Source organism: Malaciobacter pacificus (assembly GCF_004214795.1).
Lineage (GTDB): Bacteria > Campylobacterota > Campylobacteria > Campylobacterales > Arcobacteraceae > Malaciobacter_A > Malaciobacter_A pacificus.
This window is the reverse complement of sequence record NZ_CP035928.1, coordinates 810,593-824,723: the sequence shown is the minus strand read 5'-3', so window position 1 is coordinate 824,723 and position 14,131 is coordinate 810,593. Positions and strand designations below refer to the sequence as shown.

The window sequence follows — 14,131 nt, the reverse complement described above, 5'->3', positions numbered from 1 at the left end:
AGATAATAAGTACGATTACTTATTCCAATTTTTATAATTTGTAAAAGCAGGGAACTGTTCTTTATACTCTTCTATATCAAAATTGTATTGATATGAATCCATATATGCAACTAAAATATCATAAGATTTTTTTAATTCTAAAAATTTTTCTTCACTACCTTCTGGCATATCAGGGTGATATTTTTTTGATAGTTTTAAATACTTTTTTTTTAAATCTTTTCTAGATGTTTTAGTTAAGATACCTAAAGTATCGACAGCCTTTTCAAACTCTTTATAATCCATTATTTATCCTTATTAATTGTATTTTACTAAACTAATTTAAATTTTTACTTTATTAATAAACACAAATAGATAAAAAAAGTTTCTATTAAATTTTTGAAGTAGTTTTGAAATAAAGAAGATATCTTCTTTATTTCATTAATGGGTCTATTAAACTTAAACTATACATTCCAATAAGACCTAATATTCCTGCAAATAAACAATAATAAATTGTAGGAATTATAGTTTTTCTTAAAGTTTCACCCTCTTGGTCAAGTAAGCCAACAGTAGCACTTGCAGCAACTACATTATGAATTGCTATCATATTTCCTGCTGCTGCTCCAACTGCTTGAAGAGCAATCATAAATGCAGTTGAAATACCTAGTGCATCAGCAACACCAAATTGAAACTGACTAAGCATCATATTTGAAACAGTATTACTTCCTGCAATAAATGCACCTAAAGCTCCAACCATTGGAGCAAATAATGGGTAAATATCACCAACTGTTGAAGCAACAAAATTTGCCATGGCTACTGGCATTGAGTCAAATCCTGAAGTATTAATACCTGAATTAATTAATATTCTAACTAATGGAATAGTAAAAACAAGTACAAACCCTGCTCCAATCATCACTTTAGAAGACTCACTAATAGCTTCTTTTAACTCTTTAAATTGCATTTTATGTAAGAAATAAGTAATTAAAACTACAAAAACTAAAATTCCACCAGGCAAATATAGAGGTGAGATTGTATAACTTACACCTTCCCCTAAAATATCTTTAAAAGGAATTACAAATGAAGTTACAAATGCTTTAGCTTCAGTACTAACTCTAGTAATTACTAAAATCAATGCTACTAAAATATATGGAATCCATGCAATTGTTAAACTCATTGGCTCTTTTGGACTCATAGCATCAAGTTTTATTTCTAATTTACTAATCCATTTAGAAGGCCACTTATCTAAAGGAGGGAAATCCCATGTAGTTTTAGGTATTAAAAAACCATTTTTAGCAGCAATTACAACAATAGGTAAACCAACAAGTGCACCAATAAGAGATGGGAATTCAGCACCTAAGAAAATACCTGTTAAAGCGTATGGAATTGTAAATGCAAGTCCTGCAAATATTGCAAATGGTAAAATAGCTAAACCTTCACTCCAAGATTTATTTTCACCAAAAAATCTTGTCAACATAATAACCATAAATAGAGGCATAAATGTTCCAACAATTGCATGTGTAATTGCAACTTCAGATGTAATTATTTGTAAATAACTATCCCAAGAACTACCCATAGTTTGTAAAGTTGTACCAATTCCTTCTGAATCTAAACCTTTATTAACTCCAATTAAAATTGGTGTTCCTACTGCACCAAAAGAAACGGGTGTACTTTGAATCATCATTCCAACCATAACAGCAGCCATTGCAGGGAAACCAATAGCAACTAATAGTGGTGCAGCAATAGCAGCAGGTGTACCAAATCCAGAAGCACCTTCAATAAATGAACCAAATAACCAAGCAATAATAATAGCTTGCACTCTTCTATCAGGGCTAATATTATTAAAACCTTGTCTAATAATAGAAATAGCTCCTGAGTGCTTTAGTGTATTTAAAAGTAAAATTGCTCCAAAGATAATCCATAAAACTGCAATAGTAATAAGTAAACCTTGAATAGTAGATGCAAGTACTCTATTAAAAGTTACTTCCCATACAAAAAATGCAATAGCTACAGTTGCTATATAAACTAATGGCATAGCTTTTTTCGCTGAAACTCTCATACCAATTAATAATAATCCAGCTAGAAATATAGGTAAAGAAGCATAAAATGCTTGTAATCCTAAACTCATAACATCCTCCTAGTATTTTAAGGATGTAAGATTAGAATTAAAAAATGAAATTCGTATGATAAAAAACTAAAAATAGCAATAAAATAGCAAATTTATACTCTTTATATTAATTTTTTGTTAAAAATACTATAATACACCAATTTTAAATTTAGGAATAGTTTATATATGCCAAATAACACAGTAATATACATTTTTAATAGAATAGTTAGATTATCAATTTTATTTTTTATTTTATATCTAATTTTTACAAATTTTGGAACGTTTTTGATGATTCTAGGGGTTATCTTCGTAATAATTGCCTTTTTAATTTATAATTTTAAAAAGAAAATGAGAACAAAAGGTTTTCACTTTAAATTTGATAATAGTTCATTTCAAAATGGTCAGAACTTCAATTTCAATGACTTTAAAGGCTTTAATCAACAAGACTTTTCTGGATTTGCGAATACACCAAGATTTGATGAAGTACAAAAAGCAAAAGAGTTTTTTGGATTTACTCATTCTCCAACTAAAGAAGAGATAAAAAAAAGATATAAAGAATTAGCAAGAAAATATCATCCTGATATTAATCAAGGGGATGATGCAAAAATGAAAGAGCTTAATCATTATAGAGATGTATTAATTAAGACTGTTGAGTAAATCTACAATAATTACACTTTAAAAAAATAAGATAAATGAAAAAGGTTTACTAGATGAAATCAATATTTGTACTATTAATTTTTATTAATTTTTCTTTTGCAAGCTACTCTGTATACTTTACAGGAATAAAATTAGGTGAAGCAAAAGATTTTGAAACATTAAATGAACACTATTTAAAAGCAGATGTTACAAACTCAATTGCAAAATTTTTATTAGGTAGAGATACATTTATATTTCATGATGAAAAATTTTCACTAAAAAAAGATAAAGAAAATATCAAGTATAAAAAAGACAAAAATCAAATTATTGAGGTTTTAAGAAGAGCTAAAAACAATGAACTTAAACCTGGTAGAATTACTATAAATGAGAATAAATATATTGACGTAACATTTGATAAAAGTTATAAATTTAAATATGTTTCTAGTGGGAAAGTTAAAAGTGAAGGATACTTTATAATTAAAAATTCACAAATTCAAGAGTTTATTGAAACTAAAAATGATATAAAAATTACAAAAAATCAAGAATAGCACTTGACAAATAGGAAAAAACCAACTATAATACCGCCCTACAGTTTCGGGGCGTAGCGCAGTCTGGTTAGCGCACCTGGTTTGGGACCAGGGGGCCGGAGGTTCGAATCCTCTCGCCCCGACCACTTCAATTTAAAATCAAAAAACTTCAACATCCTTAATTTCAGAACCTGATATTTTTTCTAATGTATTTTCAACAATATCTAAAAATTCTTGTCTATTTTTTTCATCCATATTATTTTCAAGCATTTCTAAAATATATTTTATACCATTTGCATTTATTTTTTTTACACTTGCTAAATAGTGAACAAAAGATATAATCTTCACATCATTAATTGAGTAAAGTTTTTTTGCATCTTTTTTTACGGGGAACAGCCCCTTATCTTCATACATTTTTAATGTTCTTACTTTCGCAGTAAGTAGTTCAGCAATACTACTTAATGGTAGTATATCTTTATCATTGTTTAATAAAGCCAATTAACCGTTCCTTTTTTTGTAAAATTATACTATTTTGCAGCTTTTGCTTCTTTTACCCAAGCATCAACTTGTTTTTTATTCATGTCAAGCCATTTTTGAACATGTCTTTTTATATCTTTTTCTTTATTTTGACCATTTGCCATAAGCATATTTTGTCCACTAACGTCATTAACGTCTAATTTAATGATATTAAATAACTTTGAGATATCTTTATAATCTTTTACATTAGCACTTGCTACAATTTTTTGATGATTTACATTAAATCCATAATCTGCACCATTTGGTAATTTTGTAGAGTCGGTATTTGGATTTGCACTATGAGTTACTTGCAAAAAAGTCACATCCTTACCTGGAACTAATTTACCTGATACCCAATATGGAGTCCAAGTATAATATAAAATTGATTTACCTGTTTTATAGTTTGCAATTGTATCAGCAATAAGTGCTGAATACTCACCTTGATTGTGTTCAACAACACCTCTCATATCATATGCATCTAATTGATGTTCAATAACTTTTTCACATCCCCAACCAGCATTACAACCAGTTAAATCTGCTTTACCATCATTATCTAAATCAAACAGTTTAGCAATTTCTGGTTTCTTTAAATCATTATAATATTTAATATTGTATTTATCAGCTGTTTTTTTATCAATTAAATAACCTTGAGCACAATTAGCAATGAATTTATTATCAAATTTTATTGCTTTATTAGAACCAACAGCATCAATCTTTCCATTGTGTAATGGATCCCAACTACTAGCTAAAAAATAAACCTCATCACTTGTTGCATTGTTTGCAAGTGTTTGGTATGCAATATCATAATTTACATCATTTGAAATAGTTACTTCATGCCCCATTTTCTTTAAAACTTCAGCAACAATTTCCATTTGAAACGCTTCTTCAGCAACATTTGTTTTAAGTGCAGTAATTTTAGCACCAAAAAGTGATGTAGCTACAAGTGATGTTGCTAGCGTTCCTAATAAAATTTTTTTTATACTCATAATCTAATCTCCTTAAAATTTATAAGATACATAAAGTCTTGATCTATATTTACCATATCCTGCATTATCATTTAAATCAGCATGTAATAATCTTGCTGAAAGTGCATTTGTAAATTTATAATCAACAATAATATCTGTTTCTCTCATATCTCCACTATTTCCAATTTCCCAATTAGCATGGATAAAACTTGCAGATAATTTATCAGTGAATTTATAAGAACCATCTATACTATATGCTGTTGTATCAGCATCATAAACTCCACCATACATCCAAGTCCAAGTGTAGATATAATCTGCACCATTTCCTAAGTTATATGCAGATACTCCACCTTTTCTGACACTTCACTATATGCAACACCTAAAGATAAACCACCAATATTAGTAGAAGCTTTTAATGCATATAAATATCCATCTCTATTATTTAAGTAATAACCAGTATCAGCAGTATTATCATCATCAGACCCATAATATTGAGCACCTAATTTAAATGCACCAAAATCATAAGAACCATTTAAATAGTAAAGAGTAATATCTTTATTATCAGTTGTCATATCCGTAGCTTTTACATATTGACCTGCTAAATTTAAGTTTTCAATTGAGTTATTTGTTACATAAACTGAATAAACTCCATCACCTAACTTATTAAACTTAGGAGCACCTTCATTTACATCAGTTCTTCCTTGGAATTTTGTAACGTATGAAGCTGTGATCGTTGTATTTGGTAAATCTGAGTTTTGAATAGTATATGCTTCAAAAGACTCTTTAAAAATTCTAGTACCAGAACCTGCTACTAATGGAGTTGAAATATATTGTCTACCAAGTTTAGCTGTAGTATTTCCTCTTGTATATTGTAAATATGATTCAGACATTACTGCACCTGAAACATTTTGATCTGCATCAAAGGCATCTGGTTTTTCATCTAAGTCTTCAGCTGTAGTTGAAGCAACTTGAAAAGTAACTCCTGCACTTAAACCATAAAATGAACCTGTCTTATAAGATAAGTTTCCACCATTTGTCCAAATACTTGTTGTTTCAGAATTATTACTCTCTTTTTGGAAATATTGAGATTTAATCTCACCACTTACCTTACCATTTTCGAATGCTTCACTTAAAGTATCTGCACTTAAATTTCCTGCAAATAACACCGATGACGCTATTAATCCTAAACTAATTTTTTTATTCATTATTTTCCTTTTCCTACTAATTTTAAGATAAACCCAGCTGGTCCTTTTTCATACCATTTAGTTTTATCACTTTTATCTTTTTGTCCCATTGCTTGAGTTAATCTATCTAAGATTATTGCTAATAAAACAATACCTAATCCTCCAACTGCAGCTAAACCAACATCTAATCTTCCAATTCCTCTAAGAACCATTTGACCTAGACCTCCAACAGCAATCATTGAAGCAATAACTACCATTGATAAAGCAAGCATTAGTGTTTGATTTATTCCTGCCATAATAGTTGGCATAGCAACAGGAATTTGTACTTTCCATAACATTTGCTTAGAACTAGCTCCAAAAGATCTTGAAGCTTCAATTAAATCATCAGGCACTTGTCTAATACCTAGATTTGTAAGTCTAATTAATGGAGGAAGTGCAAAAATGATTGTTACGATAACTCCAGGTACATTACCAATACCAAATAACATTACAATTGGAATTAAATAAACAAAGGCTGGAGTTGTTTGCATAGCATCAAGTATTGGTCGTACAATTTTGTCAACCCTATCACTTTTAGCACACCATATACCAAGTGGAAGTCCTATGACTATAGAAAATATAACTGAAGTAATAACTAAAGATAAAGTAATCATAGACTCTTCCCAAGCACCTATAAATCCGATTATAAAAAATGATATAAGAGTTCCAAATGCCATCTTTTTACTAGAAAACTGTAAAGCTAATAAAACAAAAAATGCAATAACAACATAAGGATTTAAAAATAGTAAAAATGCCTCGATAGATTTTAAAACTATATCAATAGGTGCTTTTGCAGCTAAAAAAACGTCTCTATAGTTTTGAACTAACCAATCAATTCCATTATTAGTCCAATCATCAAAAGGAATAATAGCATCACTAAATGGATTTAAAATATCAAAACTTGTTTCTTCTTCAATAGGAGTTGCTGTAGATTCTTGTGTCCAGTCAACAGATGACTGTTTATCTTCTTGTGCAGTTGATGCATTTCCCCATGGATCATTACTCATGTGATTCTCCTTCTTCTAGACCTTCATCAAATACTTTTAATAATCTACTTTTAGAAATAGTTCCTTTATACTTGCCTTTTCCATCAATAACAGGAAGTGGATATTGATATTCAGCAACATCAGTAATAAAATCAGAAATTTGAGTATCGTCAGTTACAGCTTTATTACAATAAATGGCATCATAAATTGTTCCACCTTTTTGCTTTTGCTCTTTTAAAGAATCTAAAGTTAATATTCCAAGATATTTACCACTTTTTTCAACAAAATATGCATAATCTTCATCAAAATCACCGATATATTGAAGTGCAGATTTTACACCTGTGCTTTCTTTGTCAATAATAGTTGGTCTAAGTTTCTTAGCAATATGCCCTGCTGTTAATACAGAAGTCACATCAACACCTTTAAAAAATGACCTTATATAATCATTTGCAGGATTATTTATAATATCTTCTGGTGTTCCTATTTGAGATATTTCACCATTTTGCATGATAGCGATTCTATCCCCTATTCTTATAGCCTCATCTAAATCATGAGAAATAAATACAATTGTTCTTTTATCATTACTTTGTAATTCTAATAATTCATCTTGCATTTCTGTTCTAATAAGAGGGTCTAGTGCTGAGAATGCTTCATCCATAAGCATAATATCTGGATTATTTGCTAGTGCTCTAGCAAGACCTACTCTTTGCTGCATTCCACCACTTAATTCATCGGGATAAGATTCTTCATAACCTTTTAAACCTACTTGCTCTAAAGCATTTTTAGCAGCTTCATATCTTTGCTCTTTTGATACACCACTTAAATCTAATCCAAAAGATGTATTATCAATAATATTCATATGAGGCATTAATGCAAATGATTGGAAAACCATAGATATTTTCTTTCTTCTAATTTCCATAAGTTCTTTGTCAGATAAGTTTGTAACATCAGTATCATCAATTAAGATGTTACCACTAGTAGGTTCAATAAGTCTATTTAGTAATCTTACAAGTGTAGATTTTCCAGAACCTGATAGTCCCATAATTACAAAAATTTCGCCTTCGTAAATTTCAAAACTTGCATCTTGTACACCTATAGTCATGCCTGTCTTAGAAAATATTTCTTCTTTTGAATGCCCATCATTTAACATCTTTAAAGCTTTTTTTGGATTTTCTCCAAAAACTTTATAAACATTCTTAACTGTTAATTTTTTCTTTCTTTCAGTAATAATTTAACTCCATAATTTAAAATAATTAAATATAACAATATACTATATTTTCTTAATATTTTATAAATATATTAAATTTTATTTGTTTTAATAACAAAATTAATTTAAGCTATATATAAATTTTATATGCTATATTTACAAAAAATATGTTATATTTTTACATATTATATGTAATTTTAAAACATTTAATATGTATATTTTTTAACTATTTTATTAAATTTTAAATCTAAAAAGGAGATATCTTGTCCACCAAGATTAAATTGGTAAAACCTAAAAAATCTCATACAAAAGAGATAATAAAACTAGTAAAAGACACAAAAGTCTTAGATGTAAACTCTGAATATTTATACTACTTACAAACAATCCATTTCAAAGATTATTGTTGTGTTGCCATAGATGAAACTAAGAATAAAGTTATAGGTTTTGTTTCTGGTTATCTAATTCCAAATGAAAATTCACTATTTATATGGCAAGTTGCTGTAAATAGTAATTATAGAGGATTAGGATTAGCTCAAAAATTAATTTTAAAAATTGCAAAAAGAAAAGAATGCAAAGATATTAATTATATAAAAACTACAGTTTCTCCAAGTAACTCTTCTTCAATTAGAGTATTTGAAAAAGTTGCAAAAGAGCTAAACACTAAAATTAAAAAATCTAAATTTTTAAAAATGAAAGATTTTAAAAATGCACATGAAGATGAACCTATGTATACAATTGGTTCTTTTAAATTAAAAGGAAAAAAATAAAATGAGAATATTTGAAAATTTTGAGTCAGAAGTAAGAGGATATATAAGAAGTTTCCCAACAATCTTTAAAAAAGCTAAGGGAGCTATTTTAACAGATGAACAAGATGTAGATTACATAGATTTTTTTGCAGGAGCTGGAACATTAAATTATGGTCATAATAATGATTTAATTTCAAACGCTTTAATTGAATATCTACAAAATGATGGAGTTGTTCATGGACTTGATATGGCAACAACTGCTAAAAAAGAGTTTATGGAAACATTTCAAGAACTGATTTTAAAACCTAGAAACTTAGAGTACAAAATGCAGTTTACTGGACCAACTGGTACAAACTGTGTTGAGACAGCTTTAAAACTAGCAAGATTAGTAAAAGGTAGAAGTAATGTAATAGCTTTTACAAATGGATACCATGGATTAAGCCAAGGTTCACTTGCAGTTACTGGAAATAACGAGTATAGAGATGAAAGTTATATTAGTAGAAGTAATGCTACTTTTATGCCTTTTGATGGATATTTTGGTGATTTCAATACTTTAGAATATTTAAGAAAATTTTTAAATGATGGAAGTAGTGGTGTTGATTTACCTGCTGCTATTATTGTTGAAACAATTCAAGGTGAAGGTGGAATTAATGTTTCAAGTGCAAAATGGCTTAAAGAGTTAGAGAGTATTTGTAGAGAGTATGATATTTTATTAATTATTGATGATATTCAAGTTGGGAATGGTAGAAGTGGTAACTTCTTCTCTTTTGAGTTTGCGGATATAAATCCTGATATGGTAACACTATCAAAATCAATTGGTGGAGGTTTACCAATGGCATTATTACTATTTAAACCAGACCTAGACCAATGGAAGCCAGGTGAACATACGGGAACATTTAGAGGTAATAACTTAGCATTTGTTGCTTCAAAAGTTAGTTTAGAAAACTACTGGCAAAATGAAGACTTGACAAACGCAGTATTTTATAAAGAGAAAGTTTTAAAGAAAAAACTTGAAGAAATAGCCCAAAAACATAGCGATGTATTTGATATAGATATTAGAGGTAGAGGTTTAGCTTATGGATTTGAGATTAAAAATGACCCAACAGTTGCTGGTGAAATTTCATCTTATGCATTTGAAGAACAACTGATTGTAGAAACTTGTGGAAGTCAAGGTCAAGTAGTTAAATTCTTACCTCCATTAATTATTGATGAAGAGACTTTAATTGAAGGTCTAAATAGATTTGAAAGAGCTATTACAAAACTTGCAAGTGATAAAAAGAAAAAATTAACAGAGGAATTTTAATAAATGATTGTAAAAGATATTAAAAAAGATGTTATAGGAACAAATAGAGAAGTATTTGCCCAAGGTGGGCAATGGGTTAGTAGAAGAATGCTATTAAAAGATGAAGGTATGGGATTTTCTTTCCATGAAACAATTATCAAAGCAAATACTAAAACTCACATTCATTACCAAAACCACTTAGAAGCTGTTTATTGTGTAGCTGGGAATGGAAAAATTGAAGACTTAGCAACTGGTGAAATCCATGAGATTTATGATGGAGTTATGTATGCACTAAATAATCATGATGACCATAATTTATATGGTGGAACTGAAGACATGAGACTTATTTGTGTATTTAACCCTCCTATTAAAGGAACTGAGCATCATGATGAAAATGGAGTTTATCCATTAGAGGATTAAGATGAGACTCTTAGCTTTAAATATAGATAAAAAGTTTATAGATGAAATAGAAGAGAAAAATCTTTATATTTGTGATGTTGCAGAAGATTTATTTGATGCAGTTTATCATGCCCAAGTAAGATTATATAATTTAATATTAGTCTATGAAAATGATTTAATAGCTTGTAAAGAGATTATTCAAAAAAGATTAGATAAAAAAAGTGCCGTTGTGATACTTACAAAAAATCAATCAAAAGATTTTGAGATAAGTTTACTTCAATCTGGTGCAATTAGTGTCATAAAAGAACCCTTTGATTATGAATTGATTTTAGCAAAACTAGAATCAATTCATAGAGAGAACTTTGCAAAGAAACTTAAATTTAAAAACTATCTAAAACTAAATAATATTGAGAAACAAGTCCTAGATATAAATAATAATAAATTAAATATAAAAGGTAAATCTTACGAGGTTTTATCTTATCTTATAAAAAATCGACACAAAGCAATTATTTCAAAAGAAGAGTTAGTTAATGCAATTTGGGATGAACCAGAACTAATATGTCATAACGTTATTGAAGTTAATATAAATCAAATTAGAACTGAACTAAAAAAGAACTTTAATACTGATTTAATAACTACAATAAGAAACAGAGGTTACAAAATAAGTAATGTATAGTGAGGAAAATATGAAAGTATGTAAATTTGGAGGTAGTTCTGTAAAAGATGCCTTACAAATCAAAAAAATAGTAAATATCATAAAAGCAGATGAAGATAGAAAAGTTATAGTAGTCTCTGCACCTGGTAGAGATGAAATACATGATGAAAAAATTACAGACCATTTATTAAACTTAGCAACAAATGGAGAGCATTTTGAAAATCAGAAACTTTTTATATCTATTGATGAATCTAAATTTGCTATTATAAAAAAATTTGAAAAGCTTTGTGATGATTTAAAAATAGATAAAAAGTTTATAGTTGACTACTTAAAAAAAGATTTAGAAAACTGTAAATTAAAAGGTGATGAAAGAAAAGCCTTCTTTTTATCAAGGGGTGAACACTTTAATTCTAAAGTTATTACAGCATATATGAATTCAGTGGGATTAAAAACAAAACTTATGCTTCCTGAAGAGTTTGGATTTATTTTAAGTGATTGTTTAACAAATGGAAAAGTAAATTCAAAAACACATGAAAACATTCAAAATGCTTTTACTTTTAAAGAAAATGAAGTTTATTTAGTTCCTGGTTTTTATGGAGTTAATGAAAAAAATCAAATTGCTGTAATGAGTAGAGGTGGAAGTGATTTAACAGGTGGTGAATTAGCCTATGCACTTGATGCAGATATTTATGAAAACTGGACAGATACAAATGGTGTTTATAATGTTGACCCAAGAGTTGTAAGTGAAGCAAAAGTAATACCTAGACTTACATTTAAAGAGTTAAGATTACTTAGTTCAAAGGGATTTAATGTTTTCCATTTTAATGCAATGCTAAACTGCAAAAAAAGTAAAATTCCAATTAATATTAGAAATACAAATAACCCAGTTCACGAAGGAACATTAATTCTTAGTGAAAGAGTTCCTATGGAAGATTTAGTAGGAATTGCAAAACTAGATAATATGGCTTCAATTCATATACAAAAAGATATGTTAGGAGAAGAGATAGGATTTAGTGCAGAACTTCTTAAAATTTTTGGAGAGTTTGGAATAAATACTTATCATTATCCTACTGATAAAGATGATATTGCAATACTTGTTGACCAAGAAGATTTAAAAGGTAAAATCAATAATCTTAGACGTCAAATAGAAAAACGCCTAAAAACCAATGAAGTTAATGTTAACTATAATATATCTATATTAACTTTAGTTGGAATTGGATTAAGACAAAATTCTTTTGCAATAGTTGATGCTATAACTGCACTAAAAGAGAAGAATATACCATTTGAGATGTTTGATATGAGTCCATCAAAAATTTCATTTCACATAGGTGTTTCACAAAATGTCTCTGATATTGCACTTAAAACATTAAAAGAGGAACTACTTTAAGATGAAAAAGCTATTCTATTATTTTTACTTTCGAATATTTTGTGTTTTGCCCAAGAGACAAAACAATTAGACAAGCAAGAAGCTGATAAAAAGGTAGAAAAAGGAATAAATAGCTTGGAAAAACAGTTATACCATCCATTTGTAGAAAACTATATTTTAAATGAAATAAAAACTCTAAGAGATGAGAATAGAGACTTAAAGATTGAACTTCACAAAACTTTAGCAAAAAAAGAAGTTGAAATATCAAACAATGTAATTAATTATGCAACTTCAACTTTAAATAATATGTTTTATATCATCGCTGCAGCCTCATCTTTTTTAGTTTTAATGGGTTGGAACTCAATTAAAGATATTAATAAAAAAGTAAAAAATGATATTGATGAAAAGATTTCAAAAACAATTTCTGATTATGAAAAAAGGTTAAATCTATTTGAAGAAGATTTAGAGAAAAGATCAAAACAAGTTGTTCAAAATCAAAAAAATATTGAGAAAACTAATACTATTTATTCTCTTTGGATGAGAGCTTCAAAGGAATCAACAACTTTAGGTAAAATTGAAATTTATGATGAAATTTTAAATCTAAGTCCTGATGATGTTGAAGCTTTAACATATAAAGCTGAAGCAGTTTTAAAACTTGATGAAGCAAACTGGGCACTTAGCTTAGCAAACCAAGCAATAAAAATTGATGATGAATTTTCTAATGCTTTTTATCAAAGAGCCAAAATTTTATATGACCTTGGACAAATTGATAGCTGTATTGAAGATTTGGAAAAAGCATTGGAGCTAAATGAACAGTATGTAGAAAAACTAAAAAAAGATAAGTTTTTCTTTGAAATACTAGAAGATGAAAGATTCTCTAAACTTATTGAGAAATATACAGCAGAGGAAGTAGTCTAAACAAATACAAACTTTCATTTTTTATCTACAAAATCACAAAATATAAAGTTAAACTAGATATTATTTTAAAAAGGATAAAAAATGCTAAAAATAATAATATCAACATTACTTTTCGTGACTTCACTAATGGCGACAAATAATAATAAAACTATTTACGATTTTAAAGTAAAAGATATAAAGGGAAATGACGTAAGTCTTTCAAAGTATAAAGGGAAAGTACTTTTAATAGTAAATGTTGCTAGTAAATGTGGATTTACTGGTCAATATGAAGATTTAGAAAACCTTTATTCAAAACATAAAGATAAAGATTTTATGATTTTAGGTTTCCCTTCAAATCAATTTGCAAATCAAGAACCAGGAACAAATAAAGAGATTGCAGAATTTTGTCGATTAACTTATGGAGTTGAGTTTGATATGTTCTCAAAAATTGATGTGAATGGAGAGAATGAATCACCACTTTACACATTTTTAAAAGATAAACAACCAGGTATATTAGGTAGTAAAAATATTAAATGGAATTTTACAAAATTTTTAGTTGACAAAAATGGTAATGTAGTTGATAGATTTGGAAGTACTACAAATCCAAAATCTATTGAAGATGATATTTTAAAATTACTATAAGAGA

17 protein-coding genes and 1 tRNA gene are annotated in these 14,131 nt (G+C 28.2%); 10 read left to right on the top strand and 8 right to left on the bottom strand.

Going from position 1 to position 14,131, the window contains the following annotated elements:
* Positions 1-15: 15 nt before the first annotated feature.
* Together APAC_RS04230 and APAC_RS04225 are read right to left on the bottom strand one after the other, a co-directional pair.
* Entirely contained in the window at positions 16-282 is a 267-nt protein-coding gene (locus APAC_RS04230) for a DnaJ domain-containing protein (protein WP_130232933.1), read from the bottom strand.
* Between the two features lie 127 nt (positions 283-409).
* The gene (locus APAC_RS04225; RefSeq protein ID WP_130232932.1) at positions 410-2,101 is read right to left on the bottom strand and encodes an L-lactate permease; all 1,692 of its coding nucleotides are present in this window, start codon (positions 2,099-2,101) and stop codon (positions 410-412) included.
* Positions 2,102-2,266: 165 nt separating this feature from the next.
* Here APAC_RS04225 and APAC_RS04220 point away from each other — a divergent pair, with 165 nt between their 5' ends.
* From APAC_RS04220 to APAC_RS04210, 3 genes are all read left to right on the top strand, one after another.
* A complete protein-coding gene (locus APAC_RS04220) occupies positions 2,267-2,737 on the top strand; it encodes a J domain-containing protein (protein WP_130232931.1) in 471 nt (156 codons plus the stop codon).
* 53 nt (positions 2,738-2,790) lie between these two features.
* The gene (locus APAC_RS04215) at positions 2,791-3,264 is read left to right on the top strand and encodes a hypothetical protein (RefSeq protein ID WP_130232930.1); all 474 of its coding nucleotides are present in this window, start codon (positions 2,791-2,793) and stop codon (positions 3,262-3,264) included.
* A 47-nt stretch (positions 3,265-3,311) separates the two neighbouring features.
* Positions 3,312-3,389: transfer RNA gene (locus APAC_RS04210), tRNA-Pro, on the top strand.
* Between the two features lie 13 nt (positions 3,390-3,402).
* Here the strand turns inward: APAC_RS04210 and APAC_RS04205 are convergent.
* From APAC_RS04205 to proV, 6 genes are read right to left on the bottom strand one after another with little or no spacing between them, the layout of a single operon-like run.
* Positions 3,403-3,741 (bottom strand): MerR family transcriptional regulator, encoded by a 339-nt coding sequence (locus APAC_RS04205; protein ID WP_130232929.1) that lies wholly within the window; start codon positions 3,739-3,741, stop codon positions 3,403-3,405.
* A gap of 29 nt (positions 3,742-3,770) precedes the next feature.
* Positions 3,771-4,745: a glycine betaine/L-proline ABC transporter substrate-binding protein ProX gene (gene proX, locus APAC_RS04200; protein ID WP_170170109.1), complete on the bottom strand. Its 975-nt coding sequence runs from the start codon at positions 4,743-4,745 to the stop codon at positions 3,771-3,773.
* A 12-nt stretch (positions 4,746-4,757) separates the two neighbouring features.
* Positions 4,758-5,015, bottom strand: a complete 258-nt coding sequence (locus APAC_RS04195; RefSeq protein ID WP_130232928.1) for a hypothetical protein — start codon at positions 5,013-5,015, stop codon at positions 4,758-4,760.
* Positions 5,016-5,050: 35 nt separating this feature from the next.
* Positions 5,051-5,929: an OprD family outer membrane porin gene (locus APAC_RS04190; protein ID WP_130232927.1), complete on the bottom strand. Its 879-nt coding sequence runs from the start codon at positions 5,927-5,929 to the stop codon at positions 5,051-5,053.
* Positions 5,929-6,954, bottom strand: coding sequence for a glycine betaine/L-proline ABC transporter permease ProW (gene proW, locus APAC_RS04185; protein WP_130232926.1), 1,026 nt, complete (start codon positions 6,952-6,954; stop codon positions 5,929-5,931). Before proW ends, APAC_RS04190 begins: the two co-directional genes overlap by 1 nt.
* A complete protein-coding gene (gene proV / locus APAC_RS04180) occupies positions 6,947-8,161 on the bottom strand; it encodes a glycine betaine/L-proline ABC transporter ATP-binding protein ProV (protein WP_272940760.1) in 1,215 nt (404 codons plus the stop codon). Before proV ends, proW begins: the two co-directional genes overlap by 8 nt.
* A gap of 242 nt (positions 8,162-8,403) precedes the next feature.
* On the opposite strand from proV, the gene ectA reads away from it, so the two are divergent.
* From ectA to APAC_RS04145, 7 genes are all read left to right on the top strand, one after another.
* Positions 8,404-8,907: a diaminobutyrate acetyltransferase gene (gene ectA, locus APAC_RS04175; RefSeq protein WP_170170108.1), complete on the top strand. Its 504-nt coding sequence runs from the start codon at positions 8,404-8,406 to the stop codon at positions 8,905-8,907.
* Position 8,908: 1 nt separating this feature from the next.
* On the top strand, positions 8,909-10,189 hold the full coding sequence (gene ectB, locus APAC_RS04170) for a diaminobutyrate--2-oxoglutarate transaminase (protein WP_130232923.1): 1,281 nt from the start codon (positions 8,909-8,911) through the stop codon (positions 10,187-10,189).
* Between the two features lie 3 nt (positions 10,190-10,192).
* Positions 10,193-10,588 carry an ectoine synthase gene (locus APAC_RS04165; RefSeq protein ID WP_130232922.1) on the top strand — a complete coding sequence of 132 codons (396 nt, stop codon included), beginning with the start codon at positions 10,193-10,195 and terminating at the stop codon, positions 10,586-10,588.
* 1 nt (position 10,589) lies between these two features.
* The gene (locus APAC_RS04160; RefSeq protein ID WP_130232921.1) at positions 10,590-11,243 is read left to right on the top strand and encodes a winged helix-turn-helix transcriptional regulator; all 654 of its coding nucleotides are present in this window, start codon (positions 10,590-10,592) and stop codon (positions 11,241-11,243) included.
* Positions 11,236-12,609, top strand: coding sequence for an aspartate kinase (locus tag APAC_RS04155; RefSeq protein ID WP_130232920.1), 1,374 nt, complete (start codon positions 11,236-11,238; stop codon positions 12,607-12,609). The genes APAC_RS04160 and APAC_RS04155 overlap by 8 nt, the downstream gene beginning before the upstream one ends.
* Positions 12,610-12,723: 114 nt before the next feature.
* Positions 12,724-13,506, top strand: a complete 783-nt coding sequence (locus APAC_RS04150; RefSeq protein WP_130232919.1) for a TPR end-of-group domain-containing protein — start codon at positions 12,724-12,726, stop codon at positions 13,504-13,506.
* A gap of 126 nt (positions 13,507-13,632) precedes the next feature.
* Complete coding sequence (locus tag APAC_RS04145; protein ID WP_130234576.1) at positions 13,633-14,127, top strand: glutathione peroxidase; 495 nt, start codon at positions 13,633-13,635, stop codon at positions 14,125-14,127.
* The last annotated feature ends 4 nt before the right edge of the window (positions 14,128-14,131 follow it).

Bases quoted from the DNA above. Each gene is read 5' to 3' on its own strand.
- APAC_RS04215 (WP_130232930.1), top strand. From the start codon at position 2,791: ATGAAATCAATATTTGTACTATTAATTTTTATTAATTTTTCTTTTGCA.
- APAC_RS04230 (WP_130232933.1), bottom strand. From the start codon at position 282: ATGGATTATAAAGAGTTTGAAAAGGCTGTCGATACTTTAGGTATCTTA.
- proX (WP_170170109.1), bottom strand. From the start codon at position 4,745: ATGAGTATAAAAAAAATTTTATTAGGAACGCTAGCAACATCACTTGTA.
- APAC_RS04165 (WP_130232922.1), top strand. From the start codon at position 10,193: ATGATTGTAAAAGATATTAAAAAAGATGTTATAGGAACAAATAGAGAA.
- APAC_RS04225 (WP_130232932.1), bottom strand. From the start codon at position 2,101: ATGAGTTTAGGATTACAAGCATTTTATGCTTCTTTACCTATATTTCTA.
- APAC_RS04160 (WP_130232921.1), top strand. From the start codon at position 10,590: ATGAGACTCTTAGCTTTAAATATAGATAAAAAGTTTATAGATGAAATA.
- APAC_RS04155 (WP_130232920.1), top strand. From the start codon at position 11,236: ATGTATAGTGAGGAAAATATGAAAGTATGTAAATTTGGAGGTAGTTCT.
- APAC_RS04195 (WP_130232928.1), bottom strand. From the start codon at position 5,015: ATGTATGGTGGAGTTTATGATGCTGATACAACAGCATATAGTATAGAT.
- APAC_RS04220 (WP_130232931.1), top strand. From the start codon at position 2,267: ATGCCAAATAACACAGTAATATACATTTTTAATAGAATAGTTAGATTA.
- proW (WP_130232926.1), bottom strand. From the start codon at position 6,954: ATGAGTAATGATCCATGGGGAAATGCATCAACTGCACAAGAAGATAAA.
- APAC_RS04190 (WP_130232927.1), bottom strand. From the start codon at position 5,929: ATGAATAAAAAAATTAGTTTAGGATTAATAGCGTCATCGGTGTTATTT.
- ectB (WP_130232923.1), top strand. From the start codon at position 8,909: ATGAGAATATTTGAAAATTTTGAGTCAGAAGTAAGAGGATATATAAGA.
- APAC_RS04145 (WP_130234576.1), top strand. From the start codon at position 13,633: ATGGCGACAAATAATAATAAAACTATTTACGATTTTAAAGTAAAAGAT.